Origin of the sequence: Geodermatophilus nigrescens, from assembly GCF_900129495.1 — a bacterium.
In the GTDB taxonomy this organism is placed as follows: domain Bacteria; phylum Actinomycetota; class Actinomycetes; order Mycobacteriales; family Geodermatophilaceae; genus Geodermatophilus; species Geodermatophilus nigrescens.
Genome location: NZ_FQVX01000001.1, coordinates 1,091,043 through 1,117,273 on the forward strand (window position 1 = coordinate 1,091,043; position 26,231 = coordinate 1,117,273).

The 26,231-nt window shown below is 75.7% G+C and carries 27 protein-coding genes and 1 tRNA gene; 15 read left to right on the top strand and 13 right to left on the bottom strand.

What is annotated here, in order from left to right; translation table 11 throughout:
• Positions 1-34 precede the first annotated feature (34 nt).
• Complete coding sequence (locus BUE37_RS05475) at positions 35-595, bottom strand: TetR/AcrR family transcriptional regulator (RefSeq protein WP_073419055.1); 561 nt, start codon at positions 593-595, stop codon at positions 35-37.
• A 75-nt stretch (positions 596-670) separates the two neighbouring features.
• Between BUE37_RS05475 and BUE37_RS05480 the strand changes: the two genes are divergently transcribed.
• On the top strand, positions 671-1,135 hold the full coding sequence (locus BUE37_RS05480; RefSeq protein ID WP_073419056.1) for a DUF2867 domain-containing protein: 465 nt from the start codon (positions 671-673) through the stop codon (positions 1,133-1,135).
• Between the two features lie 19 nt (positions 1,136-1,154).
• Here BUE37_RS05480 and BUE37_RS24775 read toward each other — a convergent pair whose 3' ends face one another.
• Positions 1,155-2,258 (bottom strand): helix-turn-helix domain-containing protein, encoded by a 1,104-nt coding sequence (locus tag BUE37_RS24775; protein ID WP_083628465.1) that lies wholly within the window; start codon positions 2,256-2,258, stop codon positions 1,155-1,157.
• An 88-nt stretch (positions 2,259-2,346) separates the two neighbouring features.
• Between BUE37_RS24775 and BUE37_RS05490 the strand changes: the two genes are divergently transcribed.
• Together BUE37_RS05490 and pruA are read left to right on the top strand one after the other, a co-directional pair.
• Entirely contained in the window at positions 2,347-3,282 is a 936-nt protein-coding gene (locus BUE37_RS05490; protein ID WP_073419058.1) for a proline dehydrogenase family protein, read from the top strand.
• Positions 3,283-3,302: 20 nt separating this feature from the next.
• On the top strand, positions 3,303-4,928 hold the full coding sequence (pruA, locus tag BUE37_RS05495) for an L-glutamate gamma-semialdehyde dehydrogenase (protein ID WP_073419059.1): 1,626 nt from the start codon (positions 3,303-3,305) through the stop codon (positions 4,926-4,928).
• Between the two features lie 75 nt (positions 4,929-5,003).
• On the opposite strand, the gene BUE37_RS23275 is transcribed toward pruA, so the two are convergent.
• Positions 5,004-5,159 carry a hypothetical protein gene (locus BUE37_RS23275; protein WP_245794296.1) on the bottom strand — a complete coding sequence of 52 codons (156 nt, stop codon included), beginning with the start codon at positions 5,157-5,159 and terminating at the stop codon, positions 5,004-5,006.
• Positions 5,160-5,239: 80 nt separating this feature from the next.
• Between BUE37_RS23275 and BUE37_RS05500 the strand changes: the two genes are divergently transcribed.
• Positions 5,240-6,388, top strand: a complete 1,149-nt coding sequence (locus tag BUE37_RS05500) for an MFS transporter (RefSeq protein ID WP_073419060.1) — start codon at positions 5,240-5,242, stop codon at positions 6,386-6,388.
• Between the two features lie 4 nt (positions 6,389-6,392).
• Here the strand turns inward: BUE37_RS05500 and BUE37_RS05505 are convergent, their stop codons facing one another.
• A complete protein-coding gene (locus BUE37_RS05505) occupies positions 6,393-6,824 on the bottom strand; it encodes an Lrp/AsnC family transcriptional regulator (protein ID WP_073419061.1) in 432 nt (143 codons plus the stop codon).
• Between the two features lie 103 nt (positions 6,825-6,927).
• Here BUE37_RS05505 and BUE37_RS05510 point away from each other — a divergent pair, with 103 nt between their 5' ends.
• Both BUE37_RS05510 and ctlX read left to right on the top strand, forming a co-directional pair.
• Complete coding sequence (locus tag BUE37_RS05510; protein WP_073419062.1) at positions 6,928-7,965, top strand: ornithine cyclodeaminase; 1,038 nt, start codon at positions 6,928-6,930, stop codon at positions 7,963-7,965.
• Positions 7,962-8,927, top strand: coding sequence for a citrulline utilization hydrolase CtlX (gene ctlX / locus BUE37_RS05515; RefSeq protein WP_073419063.1), 966 nt, complete (start codon positions 7,962-7,964; stop codon positions 8,925-8,927). The genes BUE37_RS05510 and ctlX overlap by 4 nt, the downstream gene beginning before the upstream one ends.
• 3 nt (positions 8,928-8,930) lie before the next feature.
• Here the strand turns inward: ctlX and BUE37_RS05520 are convergent, their stop codons facing one another.
• The 6 genes from BUE37_RS05520 to BUE37_RS05545 all read right to left on the bottom strand — a co-directional run bounded on the left by BUE37_RS05520 (position 8,931) and on the right by BUE37_RS05545 (position 13,840).
• Positions 8,931-9,293 (bottom strand): hypothetical protein, encoded by a 363-nt coding sequence (locus BUE37_RS05520; protein WP_073419064.1) that lies wholly within the window; start codon positions 9,291-9,293, stop codon positions 8,931-8,933.
• A 68-nt stretch (positions 9,294-9,361) separates the two neighbouring features.
• Entirely contained in the window at positions 9,362-10,177 is an 816-nt protein-coding gene (locus BUE37_RS05525; RefSeq protein WP_073419065.1) for an ABC transporter permease subunit, read from the bottom strand.
• Positions 10,174-11,106, bottom strand: a complete 933-nt coding sequence (locus tag BUE37_RS05530) for an ABC transporter ATP-binding protein (RefSeq protein ID WP_073419066.1) — start codon at positions 11,104-11,106, stop codon at positions 10,174-10,176. Before BUE37_RS05530 ends, BUE37_RS05525 begins: the two co-directional genes overlap by 4 nt.
• Positions 11,107-11,240: 134 nt before the next feature.
• Positions 11,241-12,317 carry an NAD(P)-binding domain-containing protein gene (locus tag BUE37_RS05535; protein WP_073419067.1) on the bottom strand — a complete coding sequence of 359 codons (1,077 nt, stop codon included), beginning with the start codon at positions 12,315-12,317 and terminating at the stop codon, positions 11,241-11,243.
• A 27-nt stretch (positions 12,318-12,344) separates the two neighbouring features.
• Positions 12,345-13,214, bottom strand: coding sequence for an NmrA family NAD(P)-binding protein (locus BUE37_RS05540; RefSeq protein WP_073419068.1), 870 nt, complete (start codon positions 13,212-13,214; stop codon positions 12,345-12,347).
• A complete protein-coding gene (locus BUE37_RS05545) occupies positions 13,211-13,840 on the bottom strand; it encodes an NAD(P)-dependent oxidoreductase (protein ID WP_073419069.1) in 630 nt (209 codons plus the stop codon). Before BUE37_RS05545 ends, BUE37_RS05540 begins: the two co-directional genes overlap by 4 nt.
• Before the next feature lie 56 nt (positions 13,841-13,896).
• Between BUE37_RS05545 and BUE37_RS05550 the strand changes: the two genes are divergently transcribed.
• The 6 genes from BUE37_RS05550 to BUE37_RS05575 all read left to right on the top strand — a co-directional run bounded on the left by BUE37_RS05550 (position 13,897) and on the right by BUE37_RS05575 (position 18,211).
• On the top strand, positions 13,897-14,355 hold the full coding sequence (locus BUE37_RS05550; RefSeq protein WP_073419070.1) for a MarR family winged helix-turn-helix transcriptional regulator: 459 nt from the start codon (positions 13,897-13,899) through the stop codon (positions 14,353-14,355).
• Positions 14,356-14,465: 110 nt separating this feature from the next.
• Complete coding sequence (locus BUE37_RS05555) at positions 14,466-15,605, top strand: zinc-dependent alcohol dehydrogenase (RefSeq protein WP_245794385.1); 1,140 nt, start codon at positions 14,466-14,468, stop codon at positions 15,603-15,605.
• Between the two features lie 9 nt (positions 15,606-15,614).
• Positions 15,615-16,196, top strand: coding sequence for a hypothetical protein (locus tag BUE37_RS05560; protein ID WP_083628317.1), 582 nt, complete (start codon positions 15,615-15,617; stop codon positions 16,194-16,196).
• 10 nt (positions 16,197-16,206) lie between these two features.
• Positions 16,207-16,398, top strand: a complete 192-nt coding sequence (locus BUE37_RS05565) for a helix-hairpin-helix domain-containing protein (RefSeq protein ID WP_073419072.1) — start codon at positions 16,207-16,209, stop codon at positions 16,396-16,398.
• Positions 16,399-16,734: 336 nt separating this feature from the next.
• The gene (locus tag BUE37_RS05570; protein WP_073419073.1) at positions 16,735-17,844 is read left to right on the top strand and encodes a tyrosine-type recombinase/integrase; all 1,110 of its coding nucleotides are present in this window, start codon (positions 16,735-16,737) and stop codon (positions 17,842-17,844) included.
• 139 nt (positions 17,845-17,983) lie between these two features.
• Positions 17,984-18,211, top strand: a complete 228-nt coding sequence (locus tag BUE37_RS05575) for a hypothetical protein (protein WP_139252823.1) — start codon at positions 17,984-17,986, stop codon at positions 18,209-18,211.
• A 12-nt stretch (positions 18,212-18,223) separates the two neighbouring features.
• Here the strand turns inward: BUE37_RS05575 and BUE37_RS05580 are convergent, their stop codons facing one another.
• Positions 18,224-18,433: a helix-turn-helix transcriptional regulator gene (locus BUE37_RS05580; protein WP_073419075.1), complete on the bottom strand. Its 210-nt coding sequence runs from the start codon at positions 18,431-18,433 to the stop codon at positions 18,224-18,226.
• A gap of 1,118 nt (positions 18,434-19,551) precedes the next feature.
• Between BUE37_RS05580 and BUE37_RS05585 the strand changes: the two genes are divergently transcribed.
• Complete coding sequence (locus BUE37_RS05585) at positions 19,552-20,361, top strand: GAF and ANTAR domain-containing protein (protein WP_245794298.1); 810 nt, start codon at positions 19,552-19,554, stop codon at positions 20,359-20,361.
• Between the two features lie 599 nt (positions 20,362-20,960).
• Here the strand turns inward: BUE37_RS05585 and BUE37_RS05595 are convergent.
• Complete coding sequence (locus BUE37_RS05595; protein WP_139252824.1) at positions 20,961-21,401, bottom strand: ANTAR domain-containing protein; 441 nt, start codon at positions 21,399-21,401, stop codon at positions 20,961-20,963.
• A gap of 482 nt (positions 21,402-21,883) precedes the next feature.
• Between BUE37_RS05595 and BUE37_RS05600 the strand changes: the two genes are divergently transcribed.
• Positions 21,884-24,418: a SpoIIE family protein phosphatase gene (locus BUE37_RS05600; RefSeq protein WP_245794300.1), complete on the top strand. Its 2,535-nt coding sequence runs from the start codon at positions 21,884-21,886 to the stop codon at positions 24,416-24,418.
• A 335-nt stretch (positions 24,419-24,753) separates the two neighbouring features.
• Here the strand turns inward: BUE37_RS05600 and BUE37_RS05605 are convergent.
• Positions 24,754-24,829 (bottom strand) — tRNA-Lys (locus BUE37_RS05605).
• Between the two features lie 173 nt (positions 24,830-25,002).
• Between BUE37_RS05605 and BUE37_RS05610 the strand changes: the two genes are divergently transcribed.
• The gene (locus tag BUE37_RS05610) at positions 25,003-26,175 is read left to right on the top strand and encodes an Ig-like domain-containing protein (protein ID WP_245794302.1); all 1,173 of its coding nucleotides are present in this window, start codon (positions 25,003-25,005) and stop codon (positions 26,173-26,175) included.
• Positions 26,176-26,231: the final 56 nt, after the last annotated feature.

Genomic DNA, 26,231 nt, shown 5'->3' on the forward strand with positions numbered 1-26,231 from the left:
CGGTTCGGTTCCGCAACCCGTCGGGTGTCCCTGGTCACCCTCCCCGCGGTCCGAGCACGAGGTCCGCCGCCCGCCGGAGCACCTCGGCCCGGCTGCGCCCCCGGTGGTCGGCGGCCAGGAGGTGCTCGCCGATCGCCACGCAGAAGGCCAGCAGGCTGCGCGCCTCGACCTCGTCGGGGTCGCTGACGGTCGCGCCGATCACCTCGCGGAGCAGGTCCATGCGCCGGCCGTCGACCCGCCGCAGCCGCTCGGCGACAGCAGGGTCGCGCCGGGCCCAGTCGCGGACGGCGAGGTCGACGGGCAGCAGGCGGTCGCCGGAGAAGGTGAGCGCGCCGGCCCGGACGGCGCGGGCGCGCGGGTCGCCGCCCTCGCGGTCCACGCGGGCGAGGACGTCGTCAGTGGCCTCGCGCTCCCAGGCGTCGAGCACCGCCGTCAGCAGGGCCCCGCGGTCGGCGAAGTGGCCGTAGAAGCCGCCCTTGGTGACCCCGATCGCCTTGGCCAGCACCTCGACGCGGACGGCGTCGGGCCCGCCGGCGGCCAGCGCCCGCAGGCCCTCCTCGACCCAGCGCTCGCGCGGTGTCCGGACCGTGCCCACCCGACCTCCTGTACGCCGCCGTATACGAGCGCTACCGTCTCGTGTACGGCACCGTATACGAGAGGGAGGACCGGCATGGTCACCAGCACGGGAGTGGTCCGCGGCGCGCTCGCCGCCGACCGGGCGGGGAGCTGCCTCGACGCCGTCGACTACGCCGATCGGTGCACCCTGGCCACCGGCGTGGAGGCGGGCGCCGAGGAGTGGGCCCGGGCGCTGTTCGGCGACGTCCCGAGCCCGGCGGAGGTGCTCATCTGGCGCGTCCTGCTCGGCTTCCGCCTGGACCCGCGGCGCTCGCCGGACACCGTGGCGGGCTGGCGCGTGGGGGAGCGCGCCCCGGACCGGATCCGGCTGGAGACCGCGTCGGCGTCGCTGAGCGCCGAGATGGTCGTCCGGACCGCCGGGCGGCGGGTCACCTGGACGACGAGCCTGCGCTACGACCGACCGTGGGGCCGGCTGCTGTGGCCGCCGCTGTCGGCCCTGCACCGCCGCCTGGTGCCCCGCGTGCTGGCCGCCGCCGAGCGCGAGCTCGCCCGGCGCTGAGCACCGGGGTGGCCGGGCCTCAGGGCAGCCGGGCCCGCCGCAGCGAGGCGTGGACCAGCAGGCGGGTGTCGCCGTCGGCGAGGTCGAGGCCGGTCAGGGCGGTGATCCGGGCCAGCCGGTAGTACAGCGTCTGCCGGTGGATGCCCAGCGCCGCCGACGTCCGCGCCACGCTGCCGGCGGTGTCGAGGTAGGCCTCGGCGGTGGCGGCCAGCGCGGGCTCGGCCAGCAGCGGCGCGACGGCGGGGTCGGGCGCCGCCATCGCCGCCGCGGTGCGCCAGCCGCCGAGCTCGGCCCAGGAGGCGACCGGCGCCAGCCGCGGCACGACGGCGGCCACCGCCGCGGCCGACCGGGCCTGCGCCCACCGCCCGGGCAGGTCCGCCACCGCGGTCGCGGGCTCGGCCACCCCGGCGCTGCTCCCGGCGGGCAGCCGGGCGAGCGCGGCGGCCGCGGCGGCGCCGGCCGGGCGCGGGTCGCCGGGGCGGGGCAGCCGGACGGCGACGGCGACCTCGTCGCCCACCACCGCCGCCCCCGCGGGCGGGCGCCAGCCGGACGGAGGCGCGCCGCCGGCCGGGCGCAGCGCGACCAGCGCGACGCCGGCGCCGTCGAACCGGGCGGCGAGGGCGGCCGCGGCCCGCTCGCGCCCGGCCGCGGGGCCGCCGAGCAGGGCGGCCAGCGCGGCGCCGTCGTCGTCCTCCTCCTGCCGGCGGGCCAGGATCTCCCCGGCGCGCGCGGCCAGCGAGACCGCGGCGGCCAGCGCGGGGTCGCCCTCGTCGGCGGGGTCGGTGCGGCCGCCGTCGAGCAGCCACAGGTAGCCCAGGGTGCGGTCGGCGTGCCGGACCGGGAGCAGCAGGCGGGTGAGGATCCCGGCGCCGGGGTCGGCGGGCGTGCGCAGCGGACCCCGCGCGCGGGCGATGCCGAGGTCCTCGAACCAGCGGCGGGTGGCCGGGGTGGAGCCGCGGCCGAGGATCGAGCGGGTGCGCACGGCGTCCATCGCCGGGACGTCCCCGTCCTCCAGCGGGTGCGCGGCGTAGGCGACCAGCGTGAAGTCGACGTCCTCGAGCGTCGCGGGAGCGGCGAGCAGCCGCGCCACCTCGTCCACCACGTCCTGCAGGTCGTCGCGCACCATACGACTGTATGAGACGGCGCCGTACGTCTGTCCCTGGCAGGCGCGTCCCGGCGTCCCTAGCGTCGGTCCCGACGGGGACGGAGGGATGCAGGTGCTGACGACGAAGACGGTCCTGCTGGGCGCCTCGCGGCGCCCGGCGCTGCGCCGGGCGCTGGTGGGGACGCCGGTCACCCGGCGGGTGGTCGAGCGGTTCGTGGCCGGCGAGACGCTGCCCGAGGCGCTCGCGGTGGTCCGCCGGCTGACCGGCGAGGGCATCGCGGTCACCCTCGACCACCTCGGCGAGGACGTGACCGGGCCGGAGGAGGCGCGCGCCTCCCGCGACGCCTACCTGGCGCTGCTCGAGGGCCTCGCCCCGCTGGACCTCGGCCCGGACGCCGAGGTGTCGGTGAAGCTGTCGGCGTTCGGCCAGGCGCTGCCCGGCGGGCACGACCTCGCGCTGGACCTGGTGCGCCCGGTGGTGGAGGCGGCCGCCGCGATCGGCACCACGGTCACCCTCGACATGGAGGACTCGACGACGGTCGACTCGACCCTCGCCGTCCTCGCCGAGCTGCGCCGCGACCACCCGGGCACCGGCGCCGTCCTGCAGGCCGCGCTGCGCCGCACCGAGGACGACGTGCGGGCGCTGGCCATGCCGGGCTCGCGGGTGCGGTTGGTGAAGGGGGCCTACGACGAGCCGCCGTCGGCCGCCCACCAGGGCCGCCGCGACGTCGACGCCGCCTACGCCCGCTGCCTGGGCGTGCTCATGCGCGGCCCGGGGTACCCGATGGTCGGCAGCCACGACCCCGCGATGGTCGACCTCGCGCAGCGCCTGGCCGCCGAGTACGGCCGCACCGCGGACTCGTGGGAGGTGCAGATGCTCCACGGCATCCGCACCGACGAGCAGCAGCGGCTGGCGGCCTCGGGCACCCGCGTGCGGGCCTACGTCCCCTACGGCCGCGACTGGTACGGCTACTTCACCCGCCGGCTCGCCGAGCGCCCGGCCAACCTGCGCTTCTTCCTGCGCGCCCTCGTCTCCCGCTGACCCGACCAGGAGGCCCTGTCATGGACGGCACCACCCGCGTCCCCCCGCCGCGCAACGAGCCGGTGCTCGGCTACGCGCCCGGCTCGCCCGAGCGGGCCGCGCTCGAGACCCGGCTGGCCGAGCTCGCCGCCGAGCCGCTCGAGCTGACCCTGACCATCGGCGACAAGCAGCGGATGGCCGGCGGCGAGCGCTTCGACGTCGTCCAGCCGCACCGGCACACCGCCGTCCTCGGCACCGCGGCGCACGCCACCCACGCCGACGCCGAGGAGGCCGTGGCCACCGCCAAGGCGGCCGCGCCGGCCTGGCGCGACCTGTCCTTCGACGACCGCGCCGCGGTGTTCCTCAAGGCCGCCGACCTGCTGGCCGGGCCGTGGCGGCAGACGCTCAACGCGGCCACGATGCTCGGCCAGTCGAAGACCGCCCAGCAGGCCGAGATCGACTCGGCGTGCGAGCTCGTCGACTTCTGGCGCTGGAACGTGCACTTCGCCCGCGAGGTGCTGTCGGCCCAGCCGGAGTCGTCGCCGGGCGTGTGGAACCGCAGCGACCACCGGCCGCTCGAGGGCTTCGTCTACGCGGTCACGCCCTTCAACTTCACCGCGATCGCCGGCAACCTGCCCACCGCGCCGGCGCTCATGGGCAACACCGTCGTCTGGAAGCCCGCGCCCACCCAGCAGTTCGCCGCGCACTTCCTCATGCGGCTGCTCGAAGCGGCCGGCCTGCCGCCGGGCGTCATCAACATGCTCCCCGGCGACGGCATCCCCGTCTCCGAGGTGGTGCTCGCCGACCGCGACCTCGCCGGCATCCACTTCACCGGCTCGACGCCGGTCTTCCAGCACCTCTGGCGCACGGTGGGGGAGAACATCGCGAACTACCGCGGCTACCCCCGCGTCGTCGGGGAGACCGGCGGCAAGGACTTCGTCGTCGCCCACCCCTCGGCCGACGTCGACGTGCTGCGCACCGCGCTGGTCCGCGGCGCGTTCGAGTACCAGGGGCAGAAGTGCTCGGCGGCCTCGCGCGCCTACGTGCCGCGGTCGGTGTGGACGCGGCTCCGGGACGACCTGGTCGCCACCACCGAGTCGCTGACCATGGGCGACGTCACCGACCTGTCGAACTTCATGGGCGCGGTCATCGACCGGAAGTCGTTCTCCAAGCTGTCCGGCGTCATCGACCGCGTCGACGACGACCCCGCGCTGTCGATCGTGGCCGGCGGGCAGAAGGACGACTCGGAGGGCTTCTTCGTCCGCCCGACGATCATCGAGGGCACCGACCCGGGGCACGAGGTCTTCACCACCGAGTACTTCGGCCCCGTGCTCGCGGTGCACGTCTACGACGACGCCGACTACGACACCGTGCTCACCCAGATGGAGTCGGTGGCGCCGTACGCGCTCACGGGCGCCGTCATCGCCCAGGACCGGGCGGCGATCGCGCACGCCCAGCACGCCCTGCGGTTCGCGGCGGGCAACTTCTACGTCAACGACAAGCCGACGGGCGCCGTCGTCGGCCAGCAGCCGTTCGGCGGCGGGCGGGCCTCGGGCACCAACGACAAGGCCGGCGCGGCGCAGAACCTGCAGCGCTGGACGTCGACCCGCTCGATCAAGGAGACGTTCGCCCCGCCGACCGACCACCGCTACCCGCACATGGGCTGACCGCGGCTCGCAGCACGATCAGCCCGCCTGATCGTGCTGCGTCCTGGCTCATCGTCGACCGTGAGCCAGGACGCGTCACGGTGAGCCAGGACGTCGGTCACTCCGGACGTCGGGGTCGCCGCGGCTGCCCGGGAAGCGGCGGACGTCGACCAGCGACGCCACCTCCGCCGCGGTGAGGCGGGCGCCGAGGCGGTCGCGGTCGTCGGGGCCGTGGCCCACGGTCAGCAGCACGGGCACCCCCTACCCGGCGGCCGTCAGGGCGACGGTCATGCTGGGCCGCCGGGCGAGGTCGCCCGCGGAGGGGGAACGCGGTGGCACCGGGCACGACGGGGCGGACGTCGCTGTGGCGGCTCCCGGCCATGCGGGCGCTGGTGGGCGCCACGACGCTCGGGTTCGTCAGCTACTGCCTGACGCTGGCCTCGCTGCCCGCGTACGCGGTCGCCGGCGGTGCCTCCCCGGACACCGCCGGCGTGGTCACCGCTGTCTTCCTCCTCGTCACGATCGCCGTGCAGTCGGTCGTGCCCGCGCTCACCGCCCGCCTGGGCCTCGGCCCCGTGCTGGCGGCCGGGCTGCTCGCGCTGGGCGCGCCGTCGCCGCTCTACGCCGTCGACGACGGGGTGGTGTGGCTGTCGGCCGTCTCGGCGGTGCGCGGCGCCGGCTTCGCGGTGCTGACCGTGCTCGGGGCGGTGCTCGCCGCGCAGGTGGCGCCCGCCGAGCGCCGCGGGGAGTCGATCGGCCTGTACGGGCTGGCGATCGCCGTCCCCAACCTGCTGGCGGTGCCCGCGGGCGCCGCGCTGGTCCTGGACGGCCACGCCGGCTGGCTGGCCTGGCTGGCAGCCTCCCCGGTGCTGGCCCTGCCGCTGGTCCCGGTGCTCGCCCGGTCGGTGCCCTGGCAGGGGGCGGCCGGCGGGTCCTCGCGGGCCGCCGTCCGCGCGGCGCTGGCGCCCTCGGCGGTGCTGCTGCTGGTCACCCTCGCCGGCGGCGGGCTGGTCACCTTCCTGCCGATCGAGCGGCCCGATGGCGTCCTCGCGACGGCGGCGCTGCTCGTCTTCGGCGCCACCGGCGCGGTCACCCGCTGGCGGGCCGGCCTGCTCGCCGACCGGGTGGGCACCCGCCTGCTGCTGCCCGCCGGGCTGGTCGTCGCCGCGGCCGGCCTCGCCCTGGTGGCGCTGGGCCTGGGCGCCGGGGCGGGCTGGGTGCTGGCCGGGTCGGCGGTGTTCGGCGCGGGCTACGGCGCGGTGCAGAACCTGACGCTGGTCACCGCCTTCGCCCGGGCCGGGGAGGGCGGGTCGACGGCGGCCAGCGCGATGTGGAACGCCTCCTTCGACGCCGGCACCGCGATCGGCGCGCTCGCGCTCGGCCTGCTCGCCGCCGGCGTCGGGCTGCCGTGGAGCTACGTCCTGGTCGCCGGCGTCCTGGTGGCCGGGCTGCCGCTGGCGCGGGCCGCCACCCGCGGCTGAGCGCTCAGCGCAGCACGGAGGTGAGCAGCAGGCTCGTCTGGCTGTTGATCACCCCGGGCACCGAGCGCATGCGGTTGAGCAGCCGGTCGAACTCCACGAGGTCGGCGGTGCGGTGCTCCGCGACGAGGTCCCACGCGCCGTTCGTGGAGTGCATCGACTCGATCTCCGGGAAGCCGCGCAGCCGCCGGATCACCTCGTCGGTGGAGCGGCCCTCCACCTCGATGAGCGACACCCCGCGCACCCCGCCGGCCGCGGCCTCGTCGCGCACCCGGACGGTGAAGCCGACGATCACGTCGTCGGCGACGAGCCGGTCGAGGTGGCTGGTCACGGTCGCGCGGGTGACGCCGAGCCGGCGCGCCAGCTCGGCCACCGGGGCGCGGCCGTCCTCCCGGAGGGCCGAGAGGAGGCGCCGGTCGAGTTCGCTCAGGTCCGCCATGCACAGAACGTACAGGTGATCAAGGCAAACCGGTCAGAGTCTGCGCACAACGCGCGCTCATCGCTCATTGTGTGTGCAGATCGCCCAGCCCTACCTTCTGCGCATGACGCTCTTCGTCGACGTGCGCAACATGGTCCGCTGGACGGCCGAGACCGGGCCCGAGCAGATCATCGACGGCATCTCCCGGTACATCGAGCAGGACTTCGCCCGCTGGGAGTCCTTCGACAAGATCGCCCGGGTCGGCAGCCACACGCCGTTCGGCGTCATCGAGCTCATGCCCACCAGCGACGGCGAGACCTACGCCTTCAAGTACGTCAACGGGCACCCGAGCAACCCCGCCCGCGGCTACCAGACCGTCTCCGCGTTCGGCGCCCTGGCCGACGTGCACAACGGCTACCCCGTCTTCCTCGCCGAGATGACCCTGCTGACGGCGCTGCGCACGGCCGCCATGTCGGCGATGGTCGCCCGCCACCTCGCCCGCCCCGACTCGCGGCGCCTGGCGCTGATCGGCGCCGGCAGCCAGGCCGAGTTCCAGGCGCTGGGCATGCGCGCCGCGCTGGGCATCTCCGAGGTCACCGTCTGGGACACCGACCCCGCCGCCATGGCCAAGCTCGCCCGCAACCTGACGCCGCTGGGCTTCGACGTGACGATCGCCGCCTCCGGGCGCGAGGCGGTCCGCGGCGCCGACGTCGTCACCACCTGCACCGCCGACAAGGCCCGTGCCACGGTCCTGCAGGACGAGTGGATCGAGCCGGGCATGCACCTCAACGCCATCGGCGGCGACTGCCCCGGCAAGACCGAGCTCGACCCGACGATCCTGCTGCGCGACGACGTCGAGGTGTTCGTCGAGTTCCCGCCGCAGACCCGCATCGAGGGCGAAATCCAGGCCATGCCGGCCGACTTCCCGGTGACCGAGCTGTGGGAGGTCGTCGCCGGCCGCCGCCCCGGGCGCTCCTCGGCGTCGCAGGTGACGCTGTTCGACTCGGTCGGCTTCGCGATCGAGGACCTCTCCGCGCTGCGCTACGTCCGCGACGCGGTCCGCGGCACGCCGTGGGTCGACGACATCGACCTCGTCGCCGAGCCGGAGGACCCCAAGGACCTCTTCGGCATGCTCACCGCGCTCCTGCCGATCGGTTCGTGACCGCCCCCGGTCAGGCGCCCGCGGCCGTCGTCCTGGTGCGGCCGCACGCCTTCCGGCCCAACCCGCTCACCCTCGCCGACAACGCCTTCCAGGCCGCGGCCGTGGGGGAGGACCCGGCGGTCCTCGCCCGCCGGGCGCACGACGAGGTGACGGCGCTGGCGGACGCGCTCACCGACGCCGGCGTGCGGGTGCACCTGTTCGACGACCCCGAGCCCGACCGGCCCGACTCCGTCTTCCCGAACAACTGGCTGTCCACCCACGCCGACGGCCGGGTGGCGCTGTTCCCGATGTACGCGGAGAACCGGCGGCGGGAGCGGCGCGGCGACGTCGTCGAGTTCCTCAAGGCCGCCTACCGCGTGCACGAGGTGGTGGACCTCTCCGGCCTCGAGCACGACGGCGTCTTCCTCGAGGGCACCGGCGCGATGGTGCTCGACCACGTCGCGCGGGTGGCCTACGTGGCCCGCTCGCGGCGGGTGGACCCGGTCGCGCTCGACCGGTTCTGCCGCGGCTTCGGCTACGAGCCGGTCGTGTTCGACGCCGTCGACGCCGGGGGCCGCGCGGTCTACCACACCAACGTGCTGATGAGCGTGGCCGGCGAGTACGCGCTGGCCGGCCTGGAGCTGCTGCCGTCCGCCGCGGAGCGGTCCCGGCTGGCCGACCGGCTGGCCGCCGGCGGGCGCACCGTCGTCCCGCTCACCGCCGCGCAGGTCGGGGAGTTCGCCGGCAACGCGCTGGAGGTGCAGGGCAGCGACGGGCCGGTGCTCGCGCTGTCGGCGCGCGCCGCGGCGAGCCTGACGCGGGAGCAGCGGGCGGCGGTGGAGGCCTCCGCGCAGCTGCTGCCGGTGGCGGTGCCCACCGTGGAACTGGCCGGCGGCTCGGTGCGCTGCATGATCGCCGGGGTGCACCTGGAGCCGCGGACCGCCGTCGTGCCCGTGTCCGTGCCGGACCCGGTCCCGGCCTGAGGCTCAGCCGGCGATCGCGTCGGCGGCCGCGCGCAGCCCCCGCAGGAGGAGCAGCTCCTCGGCGGAGCGGCGCAGCCACACGCGCAGCGCGGCGGGGTCGTTGCGGGCGGCGTCGCGGGCGGCGCCCAGGTTCAGCTGGCGGGTGTTGGCCTGCGCCCGCTGGGCCGGCGGGAGCGAGCGGCCCTCGGCGCGGGCCAGCGAGGTGAGCGCCGCGCCGACGTAGACCAGGTCGCGCACCTCGGTCACGTCGGCGAGGACGGCGTCGGCGCCCGGGCCGTCGCCGGCCTCCAGGCGGTCCAGCAGGGCGGCGGCGCGCTCGCGGCCGAGGGCGGTCGGGTCGGCGGCGGTGGGGTCGGGGGAGGTCACCCCTCCACTGTGCACGCCCGTGCTCTGCCCACCGTGGGTGGGCAGAGCACGGGCGTGCGGGAGACCCCTCAGGCGTCGCGGCGGGTGAAGACCAGCGCCCCGACGGCGAGGACGACGGCGACCTCGGCGGCGAAGACGGCGAACCCGGTCCACGGCTCGAGCAGCATCGGGTTGAACGACTCCGGCATCGCGATCCGCGAGCCCGCGTTGCCCGGCATCAGCTTGGTCAGCCACTCGCCGAGCGCGCCCGGCAGCAGCATCACCAGGTTGCCGACGAGGAACACCACCGCGAGCACCACCGACACCACCGCGGCGGTCGACCGCAGCAGCAGCCCGGCACCCATCGCGAGCAGGCCGAGGCCGGCCATGTAGAGCCCGGAGCCGAGCAGCGAGCGCAGCATCCCGTCGTCGCCCAGGCCGATCCCGATGCCCTCGGCGGAGAGGAAGGCGTTGCCGCCGAGCCAGCCGAGGGTCGCGGTGACGACGCCGGCGACGAACAGGACGGCGGAGAGCACGACCGCCTTGGCCACGAGGACCGTGCCGCGGCGCGGGGTGGCGGCCAGCGTCGCCCGGATCATCCCGGTGCCGTACTCGCTGGTGACCGCGAGCGCCCCGAGGACGACGGCGGTCACCTGGGCGAACAGCAGGCCCCAGGTGATGAACGCGCCGACCGGCTCGTTCTCGGTCCCGGCGGCGAGGTCGGGGGCGATGAGCGCGCAGACCAGGGTGGTCAGGCCGGCGCCGAGAGCGACCATCGACACGACCGACCAGCCGGTCGAGCGCACCGTCCAGAGCTTGATCCACTCGGCGTGCAGGGCGCGGCCGAGGCCGGCGCGGGCGGGCGCGGCGGCGGTGCGGGGCGCGGTCAGGGTCGATGCGGTCACCGGGTCACCTCGGTCCGGGGAGCGGCGGGACGGGCGGCCGCGTACTCGACGCTGCCGGCGGTCAGGGTCATGAAGGCCTCCTCGAGCGAGGAGGTGACGAGACCGAGCTCGTGTAGCGCCAGCCCGGCGCCCGCGGCGAGCTCGCCGGTGGTCGCGGCGTCGACGCCCTGCACGTGCAGCTCGTCGCCGTCGCGGGTGACGTCGGCGCCCGAGCGGCGCAGCAGCTCGGCGAGCTGCCCGGCGCGGGGACTGCGCACCCGGACGAAGGACGCCGCGTGCTCGGCGATGAACTGCGGCATCGGGCAGTCGGCGAGCACCCGGCCGCGGCCGATGACGACGAGGTGGTCGGCGGTCAGCGCCATCTCCGACATGAGGTGGCTCGACACCAGCACCGTGCGGCCCTCGGCGGCGAGGCTGCGGGCCAGGGTGCGCACCCAGCGGATGCCCTCGGGGTCCAGGCCGTTGACCGGCTCGTCGAGGACGACGACCGGCGGGTCGCCGAGCAGCGCCGCGGCGATGCCCAGCCGCTGGCCCATGCCCAGGGAGAAGCGGCCCACCCGCTGCCCGGCCACCGCTCCGAGCCCGACGAGGCCCAGCACCTCCTCGACCCGGGAGTCCGGGATGCCGTTGCTCGCGGCCAGCCAGCGCAGGTGTGCGCGGGCGGTGCGGCCCGGGTGCAGCGCGCGGGCCTCGAGCAGCGCGCCGACCGCGCGCAGCGGGGCGGGGGAGTCGGCGTAGCGGGCGCCGTCGACGGTGACCGTGCCGGAGGTCGGCCGGTCCAGACCGATGACCATCCGCATCGTCGTCGACTTGCCGGCGCCGTTGGGTCCGAGGAAGCCGGTCACGTGGCCGGGGCGGACGGTGAAGGAGACGCCGTCGACGGCGACCCGGTCGCCGTAGCGCTTGGTGAGGTCGGTGGCGACGATCACGGCGTCACCGCGCGAGGGGGAGGGGCTGCGAGGTCATGGCGGAGACCCTCCCGGCCCGGGGGTGCCGGGCACATCGGGGAGGACCCCAGGCCGACCCTGGACCGTCCCCCATCCGGTGCTGGGGGACGCCCCCGTCAGGCGCTGCGAGGCAGGTCCGCGGCGAGCAGCCGGCGCAGCGCCACCGCCGCGCTCCGGCCGGCCCGGTTGGCGCCGATCGTGCTCGCGCTCGGGCCGTAGCCGACCAGCTGCAGCCGGGGCTCGTCGACGGCGGTGGTGCCCTCGACCGGGATGACGCCGTCGCGGGTGCGCAGCCGTAGCGGGGCCAGGTGGCCGACGGCGGCGCGGAAGCCGGTGGCCCACAGGATCACGTCGGCCGCGACGGTCCGGCCGTCGTCCCACGCGACGCCGTCGGGGGTGATCCGGTCGAACACCGGCAGCCGGGTGAGGACGCCGTCGTCGAGGGCCCGGCGCACCCACGGGGTGACCACGAGTCCGGTGACGCCGACGACGCTGCCGGGCATCCGGCCGGCGCGGACGGCGGCCTCCACCCGGGCGACCGCCTCCCGGCCCTGCTCCTCGCCGAAGGGGCCCTCGCGCCAGACCGGTGGGCGGCGGGTGACCCAGGTCGTGCGGGCGACGGGCGCGATCTCGCCGAGCAGCTGCACGGCGGACGCGCCGCCGCCGACGACCACCACCGACCGCCCGGCGAACTCCGCCGCGCCGCGGTAGCCGACGGTGTGCAGCTGCCGGCCACGGAAGGTCTCCTGGCCGGGGTAGTGCGGCACGAAGGGGCGGGTCCACGTGCCGGTGGCGTTGACCAGGCCGCGCGCCCGCCAGGTGCCGCGGTCGGTCTCGACGGCGAAGCGCCCGTCGTCCGTGCGGCGCACCGCCGAGACCCGCACCGGCCGCTCGACGGGCAGGGCGAAGCGGCGCTCGTACTCGGCGAAGTAGGCGGGCACGGCCTCGGCGGCGGGCAGGTCCTCCGACGCCGGCTCGAAGGCCAGGCCGGGCAGCTCGTGCACGCGGTGCGTGGTGGCGAGGGTGAGCGAGGGCCAGCGGTGCTGCCAGGCACCGCCCGGCGCGGCGTCGCCGTCGAGCACCACGAAGCCGCTGCCGGGAGCGAACCCCTGTCGCGCCAGGTGGTGTGCGGCGGAGAGGCCGGCCTGGCCCGCGCCGATGACCACGACGTCGACGTCCCGGGGCTCGCTCACGTCCGCGGAACGCCGCCCGGCCGGGCGCTATGCCCCTGCGCCCTCCGGCGTCCGCCACGCGTCGGCGTGGTCCTCCACGAACCGGCGCAGGGTGGTCGGCTCGCGGCCCAGCAGGCGGGCGAGGTCGCCGGTGGTGCGTCCGGCCAGGCCGAGCCGGGTGGTCGTGAACAGCAGGGTCATGACCAGGACGAGGCCGGGCGCGACGCCCTGCGCCCGCTTCTCGCGGGCGAAGGCCACGATGCCCGGCCGCGGGTAGACGACCGGGCGGCCCAGCACCGCCGACAGGGTCGCCGCGATCTCGGCGAAGGTCGGGGCCTCACGGGCGGTGAGCTCGTAGGCGCGTCCCTCGTGGCCCGGCCCGGTCAGCGCCGCGGCGGCCACCTCGGCGAGGTCGCGGACGTCGACGTGGGCGGTCCGCCCGTTCCCGGCCGGGACCGAGATCCGCGACCGGTCCCGGATCTCCTCGCGGTGCACGGTGAGCAGGTTCTGGAAGAAGTTGGCCGGCCGCAGGTGGGTCCAGGCCAGCCCGGTGGCCTCCACCCGCTCCTCCAGTGCCCGGTGGGGCAGCAGCGGGTTGCGGCCGGCCGCCTGCACCGACAGGACGACGACCCGTCGCACCCCGGCCGCGACGACCGCGTCGAGGAAGGGCTGCAGCCGGCTCGCCCGGGCCACCTCCGGCGGGCGCAGCAGGAACAGCGCGTCGACGCCCTCGAGCGCGACCGGCCAGGAGGCGGGGTCCTCGAGGTCGAGCCGCACGGGCGGCACGCCCGGGGGCAGCCCGGCGGCCGCGCGCCCGGGGTCGCGGGCGCCGGCGCGGACGTCGGCGCCGAGCGCGGCCAGGCGGCGGACGACCTCGCCGCCGACCGTGCCGGTGGCCCCGGCGACCAGCACGGTCACGGCCGGCCCGCCACGACGAAGGGGGCGGCGCCGAGCCAGTCGCGGCCCTCGGCCAGCTCCACCAGGGCGAGGGCGACGTCGGCCTTCGCCACCGGCGCCGCGCGGAGCCCCGGCGCCTCGTCCGTCAGCCGGTAGCTCCCCGTGCCGGGCCGGTCGGCGAGCCGGGGCGGGCGCACCTGCGTCCAGTCGAGCTCCGAGGCGGCGAGCACCCGGTACTCGCCCTCCTTGTCCTCCACGAGGTCGCGGGCCAGGCGGTGGGTCAGGCCCGAGACGAGGCGGGCGCCGCGACCCTTGCGGTCACCGGGCAGGTCCGCGCCCGCGCCGGAGACGCCGACGAAGCGCCGGACGCCGGCCGCCCGCATCGCCTCGACCAGGCCGGGCAGCACCGACCGGCCGACGTCCCCGCCGGAGGAGCGGGTGACCCCGACGCACCACAGCACTGCGTCCGCGCCCTTCACCGCCCCGGCCACCAGGGCGGCGTCGCGGACGTCCCCGGTGCGCTCCTCGACGCCGGGGGAGTCGCCCGCCCGCCGCGCCACGGCGACCACCTCGTGGCCGCGCCCGGCCGCCAGTCGCACCGCGTGCCGGCCCACGCCGCCCGCCGCCCCGAACACCACGATCCGCACCGCGCCCTCCTGCTGTCAGGTCTCCTGACACAAGGGTGTCAGGTAACCTGACGGCTGTGCAACCGCCGGACGCGCTGCCGCTGGCCTACCTGCTGCTGCAGGCCGGGCGGGCCTTCGACGCCGTCGTCCGGGAGGACCTCGCGGCGCGCGGCTGGCCGCGGCTGTCGGCCGCGCAGACGCTCGTCTTCGCCCACCTCGGGCCCGACGGCACCGCGCCGGCCGAGCTGGCCCGCCGGCTGGGCACCACGCGGCAGGCCCAGCAGGACCTCGTCGCCGGGCTCTCCCGGCTCGGCCTGCTGGAGACCGTTGACGACCCCACCCGCCGCCGCGGTCGCCTGGTGCGGCTCACTCCCGCCGGCCGGGACCTCACCCGCGACGCCGCCGGGGTGCTGACCGGCCTGGAGGACGACCTGGGTCCCGACGCGGCCGAGCTGCGGCGGCTGCTCGGGGTCGCCACCCGGGCGGCCGCCCGCCGGTCCCGTCCCGCCGTCCGCCGGGAGGGCACGACCGCCTGACCCCGGCCGGACGGCCCCGGGCCGTTTCCCGGCTCCGGACCGCGGGCACGCCCGCGAGGACGCCGGCGACCGGCGTCCCGGCACGACGAGAGGGGCGCCGCGTGCGCGCGATGGTCTACCGAGGCCCGTACAAGGTCCGGGTCGAGGACAAGGACATGCCGAGGATCGAGCACCCGAACGACGCGATCGTGCGGGTCACGCTCGCCGCGATCTGCGGCTCGGACCTGCACCTCTACCACGGGCTGATGCCGGACACGCGGGTCGGGCACACCTTCGGCCACGAGTTCATCGGGGTGGTCGAGCAGGTCGGGCCGTCGGTGCAGGACCTGGCGGTCGGCGACCGGGTGATGGTCCCGTTCAACATCTTCTGCGGGTCGTGCTGGTTCTGCGCCCGCGGCCTGTACTCCAACTGCCACAACGTCAACCCCAACGCGACGGCCGTCGGCGCGATCTACGGCTACTCGCACACCACCGGCGGCTACGACGGCGGCCAGTCCCAGTACGTGCGGGTGCCCTTCGCCGACGTCGGGCCGGTCCGCATCCCCGACTGGATGCACGACGAGGACGCCGTCTGCCTCACCGACGCCGCCGCCACCGGCTACTTCGGCGCCCAGCTCGGCGAGATCGCCGAGGGGGACACCGTCGTCGTCCTGGGGGCCGGGCCGGTCGGGCTGGTGGCCGCGCAGTCGTCGTGGCTGATGGGCGCCGGGCGGGTGATCGTCGTCGACCACCTGCAGGAGCGGCTGGAGAAGGCGCGGACCATGGCCCACGCCGAGACGCTCGACTACGACGAGTACGACGACGTCGTCGTCGAGCTGAAGAAGCAGACCGACTTCCTGGGCGCCGACGTCGTCATCGAGGCGGTGGGCGCGGAGGCCGACGGCAACCTCCTCCAGCACGTCGCCGGCACCAAGCTCAAGCTGCAGGGCGGCTCACCGGTGGCGCTGAACTGGGCCATCGACGGCGTGCGCAAGGGCGGCACGGTCTCCGTGGTCGGGGCCTACGGGCCGATCCCCAACGCGGTGAAGTTCGGCGACGCGCTGAACAAGGGCCTCACGCTGCGGATGAACCAGACGCCGGTCAAGCGCCAGTGGCCGCGGATGTTCGAGCACGTGCGCAACGGCCACCTGACCCCGCGCGAGGTGGTCACCCACCGCTTCCCGCTGGAGCACATCGCCGAGGCCTACCACGTGTTCTCCGGCAAGCTCGACGGCTGCATCAAGCCGGTCATCGTCCCCGACGCGGCCTGAGGAGTCCCCGTGACCGAGTCCGACATCCCCAGCGCCTACCTCCGCGACAAGCGGACGCCGACCCCGAGCCGGGAGGAGCTGCGGGCCCGCATCCCCGGCTGGGGCGCCGACCTCGACCCCGCCGACCGGCCGTCGTACCCGAAGCTGCAGTACCCCGCCGACACCGGCGCCCGGTGGGACTTCCCCGAGCGGCAGCCGGGCGCCGAGGGCCGCGAGCGGTCGATCGAGCACGCGTTCGTGACGCCGGTGTTCGGCACCGCCCAGCCGCTGCACGGCGTCTCGGGGGCGGTGCGCCGGTTCGCCTACGCCCGCTTCAGCGAGGGCCGGCTGGCGCACTGGACGCTGCTGGTGGTCGGCGACCGCATCGACGCGTGGGGGAGCACCCTGCGCCAGCTCGCCTCGGGCCGGCCGGTGCCGCCCGCGACCGGGCTCTCCACGGAGACCACCCACGGTGGGCTCAGCTCCCGGACCGGGCGCTCCGACGCCCGGCACCAGGCGCTCGACCCGCTCGTCACCGCCGGGCCGTGGGTGGTCGGGGCGGGCGCCGCGGTGCTCGGCGTCCGCGGGCTGGTGCGTGCCGTGCGCCGCTAGCCTCCGCGGCGTGACGCCGCTGGACACGCTGCCGCCCATCGGCCGGCCGGCCACCGCCGCCCTGGAGCTGGCCGGCTACACCCGTCTCGACCAGCTGGCCGGTGTGCCGCGGGCGTCGCTCGCCGCGCTGCACGGCGTCGGCCCGAAGGCACTGCGCCTCCTCGACGAGGCGCTGGCCGAGCACGGCCTGGCGCTCCGCTGAGCTCCGGAGACGACGAGAGCGACCCGTCCCAGGTGGGAGGGGCCGCTCTCGGGGTGGTGCGCCATCAGGGACTCGAACCCCGAACCCGCTGATTAAGAGCGGCCCCGGAGTGCCATTCTCTGGTCTTCCCCCGGTGCGCTCTCGACCTGCACCGTAAGCGTCCGCTAGCCTGCCGACCTGCGCAAACGTCCGGTCACCGGGGGGTGTCGAGGATGACGGTAATGGTCGGAGATCGACGGCCGGGAATGGTCGAAGATTGGCGTTCTGCGGACTCGCTGCGGACTGCCATTTCCTCGGCCGGGGGCGTCGGCGGCCGGTCCGCCGGCGTCCGCTGACGTGCCGAGCATCGCCCGCCGTCCCGGCGGGCAGTGGCGGGCGCGTTACCGGGACGTCGCCGGCAAGGAGCACGCCCGGCACTTCGCGCGGAAGGCCGACGCACAGGCCTGGCTGGACTCGATCACCACCTCGGTGCACACCGGCGCCTACGTCGACCCGCGCAAGACCCGCATCACCGTCACCGAGTGGGCCGGGCAGTGGCTGTCCACCCGGGTGGACCTTAAGGCGACCACCCGGCGCGGGTACGACAGCGCGCTGCGGACGCACGTCCTGCCCGTCTGGGGGCCGGTCCGGCTCGGGGACGTCACCTACCAGGGCGTGGCGGGCTGGGTCGCCGACCTGTACCGCTCCGGCCTCAGCGCGGCCACGGTGCGCCAGGCCCACCGGGTGCTGTCGCTAGTGCTCACCTTCGCCGTCCGCGACGGCCGGCTGGCGCGCAACCCGGCGACCGGCGTGCCGCTGCCCCGGGCGGCGCGCAAGGAGCAGGTCTTCCTCACCCACGAGCAGGTCGACGCGCTCGCGGACGCCGCGGGCCGGGACCGGCTGGTCATCTACTTCCTCGCCTACACCGGCGTCCGGTACGGCGAGATGGCCGCCCTGCGGGTGCGCAATCTCAACCTGCTGCGCCGCCGCGCGCTCATCACCGAGGCGGTCGCCGACGTCAACGGCCACGCGGTGTTCGGCACGCCCAAGACCCACCAGCGCCGGCAGGTGCCGGTGCCGCGCTTCCTCGCCGACGACCTGGCCGCGCACGTGGCGGGCAAGGGGCCGGCGGAGTTCGTGTTCACCGCCGAGAAGGGCGGGCTGCTGCACCTGCGCAACTTCCGCCGGCTCAGCTTCGACCCCGCGGTCCGCGCCGCCGGCCTCGAGGGACTCACCCCGCACGGGCTGCGGCACACCGCCGCCTCCTTGGCGATCGCCAGCGGCGCGAACGTCAAGGTCGTGCAGACCATGCTCGGGCACCAGTCGGCCACCATGACCCTCGACCTGTACGGCCACCTGCTGGCCGACCAGCTCGACGAGGTCGCCGACGCCATGGACGCCGCCCGGGCGAGCGGCGCCGCCCGGCGTGCGGAGGCGTCGGTGACGGCGCTGCGGCTCCCGCACTGACCGGGACGGCGAGCGCCGGCCACGCCCGGTGGCGGACGACGCCGGCGAGGGCGGCGACGGAGTGCTGGGACCCGGCGTCGGACGTAACGTGGGGACGACCCCGGGCAGCGGGGACAGCACGACTCGAGCGGTGGTGTCGGTGCACATCGACGACGTCGACCTGGCCTGCCGTCTCAGCGGGCTCACGTTGACGGAGCTGTGGATCGCCTACGTCGGGATGGGCGGCTCGGCCTCCGAGGTGGACCTGTGGGCGCGGCTCGCCCTCGGTGCCGGCTGGCCGGCGGTCGAGGACGCGATGCTGCTGGCGGCCGCGGAGGAGGCGCTCGTCAACGCCGGCCTGCCGCGACTGCACCCAGGCGAGGGCTGACCTCCGCGGAGGTCAGCGCGCCTGGGCTCGCCGCCGGGCGTCGAGCCACTGGTCGACGTCGGCCCGCCGGAACACCACCCGGCGGCCCAGACGGAAACCGGCCGGCCCCTCGCCGCGGTGCCGCCAGTAGCGAAGTGTGGCGACCGGTGTCCGCAGGTAGGCCGCGGTCTCCGCGAGCGTCATGAGGTCGCCCGCGCTGCCGGGCGTGTCGACGGATGGCATGCGGCTTCTCCCCGAGCGCCGGAAGGCGGCTGGTCGCCGACGAGGTGGCCGCCATCACCGCCAGCGTCGTCCGGCCTCCTCACGCACCAGCCAGCGTGCGCGGCGTTCTCCAGTCGGCCTGCAGTACGACTGTGGCGATCACCTCCGTCGATCTCCTGTCGGAGGACCGGGTGCCGCGCCCGCCCGGCGCTGGGCGTCGATCGAGCCGCTGCGCACGCGTGCACGGCGGCGGCACGCCGCCACGAAAGCTCCGCCCGCGTCGAACAGGTCGCGGTCGTCGCGGCGGCCGTGACCGATCGGGCGGCGAAGAAGGCTCGTAGCGATCGACGATCGCGTCGAGTAGGACGGGAGCGGGCCGGTGCGGTCGTTCGACCAGCTGCACGGGGGACAGGCCTGTGGCCGCGGCTCGCGTCTGTTCTCGGGCGCGGTGCCGCCAGGTGGCCGGGCACCCCGTCGGGACCGAGCCCCGGCCTCGCCGGGTCGCGGACCGCCGCACCGGGAGCCCGAGTCGCGCCCCGTCGTCGTGTCGACGGGCGCGGCTGTCCGCTGCGAGCGATCGCCCGCGCCCGCGCGGCGTCCGCTGCGCCTCCTGGCCTCGGCCGGCGCTCGACGCCAGGTCCTCGTCGTCGGCGGCCGGCCTCTTGCTCGCTGCCCGCGCCGCCGGGGTTCTTGACCGGACTCCCGGAACTCGTCACCACGAATGGCGATCCCGACAGTGCATGAGGTGTGTCGCCTCATCGATTCCGCGGCAGATCGATCTCCGGGTCCCGAGTGGAGCAGGCCCCAGTGCGCGCCGGTGACGCCCTGCGGAGCTGACCCGACGGTGATCGGGGGACGGGAGGCCGTCATCGCCGACGTCGCGCAACCGTGGTCGACGCGCGAGCGGTGAGGCGACGATCCGCGGACGTCCCGGAGGTCAGCCGCTGACGACTGCCCCGCTGAGGCTCGGGACGTGTACCGGTTCGCTCGTCGAGCCGCCCCACCCGGCACGGCCCTGCGCTCCTGGCCGAGCGCAACCGGTCCGCCCCGCACGAGCGCCACCCGCTGCTCCGTGCGCATGCGGACGGTGGGGCTCCCGGCACTGCTCCAGGCGGCGGCCCCGTCCTAGGGTGCGGGAGGTGAACGACAGCCCGGACCGAGCCGGCCGTTCGGAGCAGAGCGGCGAGGAGCAGCGGCCGGCGCCGACCTCCGGGAGTGGCCGCGCCCCCCACGGCTCCGGATCCGACCTGGGCGAGGTCATGAGCCAAGTGGCCCGCTCCCTGCAGGAGGAGCACGGCGACGTCGGGGCGACGCTGGAGGCGATCACCAGTGCGGCGGTTCACTCGGTCCCCGGTACCGACGAGTGCGGCATCACGCTGGTGATCAAACGCCGCAAGGTGGAGTCCCGCGCGCCGACCGGCGACCTGCCGCGTCGGATCGACCGGCTGCAGGAACGCCTCGGAGAGGGGCCGTGCCTCGACGCGGTCTACGAGGAGCAGACCGTGCGCATCGACGACATCCGCGAGGAGCGGCGATGGTCTCGCTTCGCCGCCGAGGCCGCACGCCTCGGGGTGCGCAGCATGCTGTCGTTCCAGCTGTTCGTCACCGGCGGCACCCTTGGCGCGCTGAACCTGTACGCCCAGGAGCCCCGCGCCTTCGGTGAGGAGGCCGAGTCCATCGGCCTGGTCTTCGCCAGCCACGGCGCCATCGCGCTGGCCGGCGCCCAGGCGGAGGAGCACCTGCGCGTCGCGGTGGCCAGCCGCGACCTGATCGGGCAGGCCAAAGGCATCCTCATGGAGCGGTACAAGATCACCGCGGATGACGCGTTCCGTCTCCTGGTGACCACCTCCTCGAGGACGAACCGCAAGCTGGTCACGATCGCCGAGGAGTTGTCCGTCACCGGCGCCATGCCCGGGCCGGATCCCGGGCGGGGCGGCGGGGGTCGCTGACCGAGGGCATGCTGGCGACACGGCGCCGCGCTGGGCCGGCAGGCGCGGTGCCCAGGTCCGGCAGTCCATCCGCGGGCTGTCGGGCCGCCCGCTCCAGGCGGCCGACGCGGCCGCTCAGCCGCCCTTGCCGGAACTCAGCCGCGGTGGCCACCGGAGCCGCCTCGGTCTCCTGATCCATCCACCCAGTCGCCGACTCGTCGGCGCGCAGTGGGACGAGGCCAGGAAGGCCGAGGTCCCACGGTCCCTCGTTGAGCGTCGGGGCCGGCACGTCGTGCTCCGCGTCCGACCACGCGGCGGCACCGTCGAGGTAGGCGGCCCGCGCGTCCGGACCGTGGTCACCGCCCCGACGGCGGTAGCGCAACCAGGGCTCGGCGAGCGTCAGGGCTCCGAGGAGCCAGGTGAGCAGAGTCAGCGGACACGCCGGGCCGGTCCGAACGAGCACAGCCGCCCCCCCCCGCCGGACGCCGAGGGAAGGAGCGGGATCGCCCGTGGACGTCACGGCGGTCACGTGAGCCGACCCCACTCGCGTGCTCGGTGCGGTCCTCCCTCGTGCTCATCCGGGCGAGAGCGGCGCACTCGACCGCGTCGCGCCGGCCGGCTCAGGGCCGGCCGGCGCGTCCGCGGCCAGGGGCGCGGGGGCGCGCCGGTCCGCCGTCCAGAGCGCCGGTGAGGATGACCTCCTCGGCGATGCTCGCCAGCCGGATGTTGCGGTGGCTGCTCGCGGCGCGCAGGACGTCGAAGGCCCGTTCCTCGGTGAGGCCGTGGCGGGCCATCAGGATGCCGATGGCCATGCCGATGCGTCGGTTGCTGCGCTGCGCCTGTGCGAGGTTCCTGGCTCGGGCGTCGGCCGCGCGGAGCCGCTCGGCCAGGACGGCGGTCGCCGCGCTGTCGGCGTCGCCTCGAGATCCCCCGCCTCGACGGTCACGCGCACGCGCGCGCTCGACGACGGCCTGCTCGCGCAGCACCTGCGCCTGCCGTCGAGCCGAGCGCGCCCAGCGCTGCACCGTCGCCGTCGAGACCACCGCGAAGCGCTCGCTCAACGGTTGCGGTCCCTCGGGCGGAGGCCTGTCGGCAACCATGGTGCATGGCTTAGCACCGCCCCGGGTGGGTCAGCCACCCGCGCCGGCGTCGTCCGCGGCTCGGAGCTCCTCGGCTCGGTGCAGGCGCTCGTCGGCTCGCTCGGACGACCCTGCGCCGGCCCGTGCCCGCGGGCCGGGTCGTGCGTCCTGTCGGCCACCCCATGGGAGCCCCCTCGGTGCAGTGCTCTACTCCACCGCCCGCCCGTGGGTCAGGCGAGCCGCTCGCGCGGAGCGGGCCGCCCCGACAGCGACGAGCGACATGCGACCGCCGGTCGGCGTGTCGAGCCGAGGAGACCTCGATCGGTGGGGGCCGTTTACATTGTCCACCGCTGGTGGATGCCGGCCGGGACGAGAGGTCGTGGACTGGCGTGGACCGATCGTCTGATGTGCAGGTCGGGGACGCCGACGGATCCCGGCTCCCGGCGGCGCAGGCCGCGGCTGCGTTGACCGGCGACCGGCGCCGGGTCGAGGCGGTCGAGCGGCTCCGGGCGTCGAACAGCGGGCCGGTGCTCGACCGGTTGGCCGACGAGGCTGCCCGGCTGCTCGGTGCGGCGGCGGGCCAGGTGTCCCTGCTGGCCGATGTCCAGATCGTGGCCGGGGCGGGCGGCGCCGCGGCGGGAACGACGGGCACCCGCGACGCGCTGGAGGACTCCCTGTGCAGCCTGACGGCGGCCGGCGGCCGGCCGATGGCACTCACCGACGCGCGGGATCATGCTGCGGCGTCGGATCTGCCGCCGGTGCGCGCGGGACGTGTCCGTGGCTATCTCGGCGTGCCCCTGATCGACATCGACGGCCACGTCCTCGGGTCGGTCTGCGTGTTCGACCCGGAGCCCCGGCAGTGGACCGACGCGCAGGTGCGGCTGCTGGAGATGGTCGGCCGGGCCGTGGGCGGCGAGCTGCAGGTGGCCACCCTGACCGCCGAGCACCACGCCGAGCGGCTGCGCTGGACGCTCGCGGTCGACGCGGGCGAGGTGGGCAGCTTCGACTGGGACCTCCTCACCGGGCGGCTGGTCTGGGACGCGCGCCTGCAGGAGATCTTCGGTTTCGCTCCCGGCGAGTTCGACGAGCGCATCGAGAGCTTCGACGCCCGGGTGCACCCCGACGACGCGGGCCGGGTCGGATCGGCGGTCCAGACCTCGATCGACACCTGCGGCGAGTACGAGGCGGAGTACCGCGTCGTCCTCCCGGGGGGTGCGACGCGCTGGGTGCAGGCCAGGGGGAAGACGCTCTGCGATCCGCTCGGGACGGCGACCCGCCTGCTCGGTGCGGCCTACGACACGACCGACACGCGGGACTCCCAGCTCCGGACGACCCGGGTGCTGGAGGCGATGCCCTCGGGTTTCCTGTCCCTGGACCGAGAGTGGCGGTTCACCATGCTCAACGCCGCGGCCGAGCACCTCCTGGGGCACCCCCGCGGATCGCTGATCGGTCGGACCATCTGGGAGGCGTTCCCCGCGACGGTGGGCAACGAGTTCGAGGCCGGCTACCGGACGGCGGTGGAGACACAGCAGCCGCAGACCCTCGAGGCGTACTACCCGGCACCGCTCGACGCCTGGTACGACGTGCTCTGCTGGCCGACGCCCGAGGGCCTGTCGCTGTACTTCGCCGACGTGACCGCCCGCAAGCGCGCGACGGAGCTCGCCGAGCGGGCCGCCGGGCGGCTGGCCCTGCTGGTGCAGGTGAACACCATCCTGGTCGAGGCGACCGACGTCAACGCGTCGGTCGCCCGGCTGCCGCGGCTGCTGGTCCCGGCGCTCGCGGACGGGTGCATCGTGACCCTGCTCGACGAGGACGGCCACCCCCGGGACATCGGCAGCTGGCACGTCGAGGCGGGGTCCCGTGAGGTGCTCCAGCGCCATGCCGCGGTCCGGCAGGACGTCCTGTCGGTGACCTCCGCGGTGGCGCGCGTGCTCGTGACCGGTGAGGTGGTCCGCAGGTCACGGGCGGAGGAGCTGGCCGCCCTCCCGCCCGGCGAGGCGCGCGACCTGCTGGCCACCACGGCCGTGCAGGAGGCGGTGGTGCTCCCCGTCCGGGGCCGGGACCGGGTGCTCGGCGCGCTCACCCTCTTCCGGGACGCCGGCCGGCGGCAGGACGTCGACGACGAGCTGACCGCGCGGGACATCGCGCAGCGGACGGGGCTCGTGCTGGACAACGCCCGGCTCGCGGCGGCCCAGGAGCGGATCGCCGTCGAGTTCCAGCGCACCCTCCTCACCCGGCCGCCGGAGCCCGACCACGCGCAGATCGTCGTCCGCTACGTCCCGGCCAGCGAGGCCGCTCGGGTGGGCGGCGACTGGTACGACGCCTTCATGCAACCCAGCGGCGCGACGATGCTCGTCATCGGTGACGTCGTCGGGCACGACGTCACCGCGGCCGCGGCCATGGCCCAGCTCCGTGGCCTCCTCCGGGGGATCGCGACGTTCAGCGACGCCGGACCGGCGGAGGCGCTCGCCGGCCTGGAGTCGTCGATGGCGCTGCTCGAGGTGCACACGCTCGCGACGGCCGCGGTGGCCCGCCTGGAGCAGACGGCCGAGGAGTGGGACCGCGGGGTCACGCGGCTGGTGTGGGCCAACGCCGGGCACCCGCCGCCGCTGGTGGTCGAGCCCGGACAGCGTCCCTACTTCCTGCAGGGTGAGCGCGCCGACCTCCTGCTCGGTGTGCGCACGGGTGTCGACCGTGCTGAGCGGACGGTCGTGCTCCCCCGCGGGACGACGGTGCTCTTCTTCACCGACGGGCTCTTCGAGCGCCGGGACAGCCCCCTGGACGAGGGCATGACCCGCCTGCAGCAGGCCGCCGCCCAGCTCGCGGAGCGGCCGCTCGACGAGCTCTGCGACGGGCTCATCAGCCAGCTCGTCCACGGGCGACCCGACGACGACGTCGCGGTCGTGGCCGTCCGGCTGCACCGCCAGGACCGAGCCCGGCCCGCCGAAGCCGGTCCGAATCGCGTGCCCCCGCGGCTGCGCTCCGCTCCGCCGGCGTGACACCGCGCCGGGGGCGGTGACAGGACGGGCGCGCCGCTCGGCGCGCACCGACGCTCACGCCGCCGGGCCGTCGACCGAGCACGTGCACCGGTGACGGCCGCTTCCGAGGACGCGGTCGGACATCGACTGTGCCCGACGTCACGCCGATGGGTGCCGCGGGACGGAGGCGCACCGCGTCGGAGTCGCGCTCGAGGCCGGTGCGACCGGCGGGTCAGCTGCGTGGAGGGGGCTCCAGGGGGATGGCGCCGCGGACTCGTTGCGGACTGCAGCCGCGCCGGAGGAGCCCGTGAGGGCCGTCCGAGCAGGTGGATGTGCAGGTCAGTGGCCAGGTGGCCTGGTGCGCCATCAGGGACTCGAACCCCGAACCCGCTGATTAAGAGTCAGCTGCTCTGCCAATTGAGCTAATGGCGCGTGTCGCCCGGCTGGCCGGGCTCCGAGGGGAAACGATACCAGCGCCCCGCGGGAGGTCACCGCCGGGGCCGGGACGCCGAGACGGTGCCGTTCCGCACATCGAGGGGACACTGGGCCCGGACGCGCCGTGCCCGACCGGGCCGCGGCCGGCCGGGGACGAGGAGGCAGCAGGCGTGCGACGGACAGCGGCGCTGGTCACGGCGGGGGCGCTGGCCCTGCTGAGCGGGTGCACCGGGGCGGGCGGCGAGACCTCCGCGGCGGCACCGACGACCGAGGACGCCCCGCCGGCGCAGGTGTCGCTGCTGCCCGGCGACGGCGCGGCCGACGTCGCGCCGTCCTCCCCGGTGGAGATCTCCGTCACCGACGGCGAGCTGTCCGAGGTCACCGTCACCGACGGCGCGGGCGCTGCCGTGCCCGGGCAGGTCACCGACGGCCCCGCCGAGGGCACGGAGCTGTGGACGCCGGACGAGGACCTGGCGTACGGCACCACGTACACGCTGACCGCCACCGCCGCGAACGCCGACGACGAGCGGGCCGAGGCGCGCAGCACCTTCACCACGGTGACGCCCGCGTCGGTGAGCACGCCCTCGATCGGCCCGCTCGACGGCCAGACGGTCGGCGTCGGCATGCCCATCCGCGTCTACTTCGACGAGCCGATCACCGACAAGGCCGCCGTCGAGAGCCACCTGCTGGTCACCAGCTCCACGCCCACCGACGGCGTGTGGAGCTGGATCAGCGACACCGAGGTGCACTTCCGCCCGTCGCAGTACTGGCCGGCGCAGACCGACGTCACCCTCGACGCCGACCTCTTCGGCGTCCCGTTCGGCGACGGCGTGTGGGGCGAGAAGGACCGCACGGTCAGCTTCCGCGTCGGCGAGCGGCACGTCTCCGTGGCCGACGCGAGCACCCACCGGCTGCAGGTCTACGACGGCGACACGCTCGTGCAGGACTTCCCGATGAGCGCCGGCAGCCCCGACAACCCGAGCTACAACGGCCCGCACGTGGTCACCGAGCTCAACGCCGACCGCGTCATGGACTCCAGCACCTACGGCGTCCCGGTCGACAGCCCCGAGGGCTACCGCACGCCGGTCAAGTGGGCGGTGCGGCTGTCGAACAGCGGCGAGTTCGTCCACGGCGCCCCCTGGTCGGTGGCGCAGCAGGGGCGGGAGAACGTGTCCCACGGCTGCATCAACCTGTCGAACGAGAACGCACGCTGGTTCTACGAGTTCTCCCAGCCCGGCGACGTCGTCGAGATCGTCAACTCCGACGCCGGCACGCTGACCTCCGACATCGCCGACTGGACCGTCCCGTGGGACCAGTGGCAGGCCGGGTCCGCCCTGAAGTGATCTCCGTTTCCGGGCGTCCGCGCCCGGGAACCCCCCGCTCGACCCGAGGAGGGGGA

Bases quoted from the DNA above. Each gene is read 5' to 3' on its own strand.
- BUE37_RS05480 (WP_073419056.1), top strand. From the start codon at position 671: ATGGTCACCAGCACGGGAGTGGTCCGCGGCGCGCTCGCCGCCGACCGG.
- BUE37_RS05490 (WP_073419058.1), top strand. From the start codon at position 2,347: ATGCAGGTGCTGACGACGAAGACGGTCCTGCTGGGCGCCTCGCGGCGC.
- pruA (WP_073419059.1), top strand. From the start codon at position 3,303: ATGGACGGCACCACCCGCGTCCCCCCGCCGCGCAACGAGCCGGTGCTC.
- BUE37_RS05505 (WP_073419061.1), bottom strand. From the start codon at position 6,824: ATGGCGGACCTGAGCGAACTCGACCGGCGCCTCCTCTCGGCCCTCCGG.
- BUE37_RS05510 (WP_073419062.1), top strand. From the start codon at position 6,928: ATGACGCTCTTCGTCGACGTGCGCAACATGGTCCGCTGGACGGCCGAG.
- BUE37_RS05555 (WP_245794385.1), top strand. From the start codon at position 14,466: ATGGTCTACCGAGGCCCGTACAAGGTCCGGGTCGAGGACAAGGACATG.
- BUE37_RS05580 (WP_073419075.1), bottom strand. From the start codon at position 18,433: ATGCCATCCGTCGACACGCCCGGCAGCGCGGGCGACCTCATGACGCTC.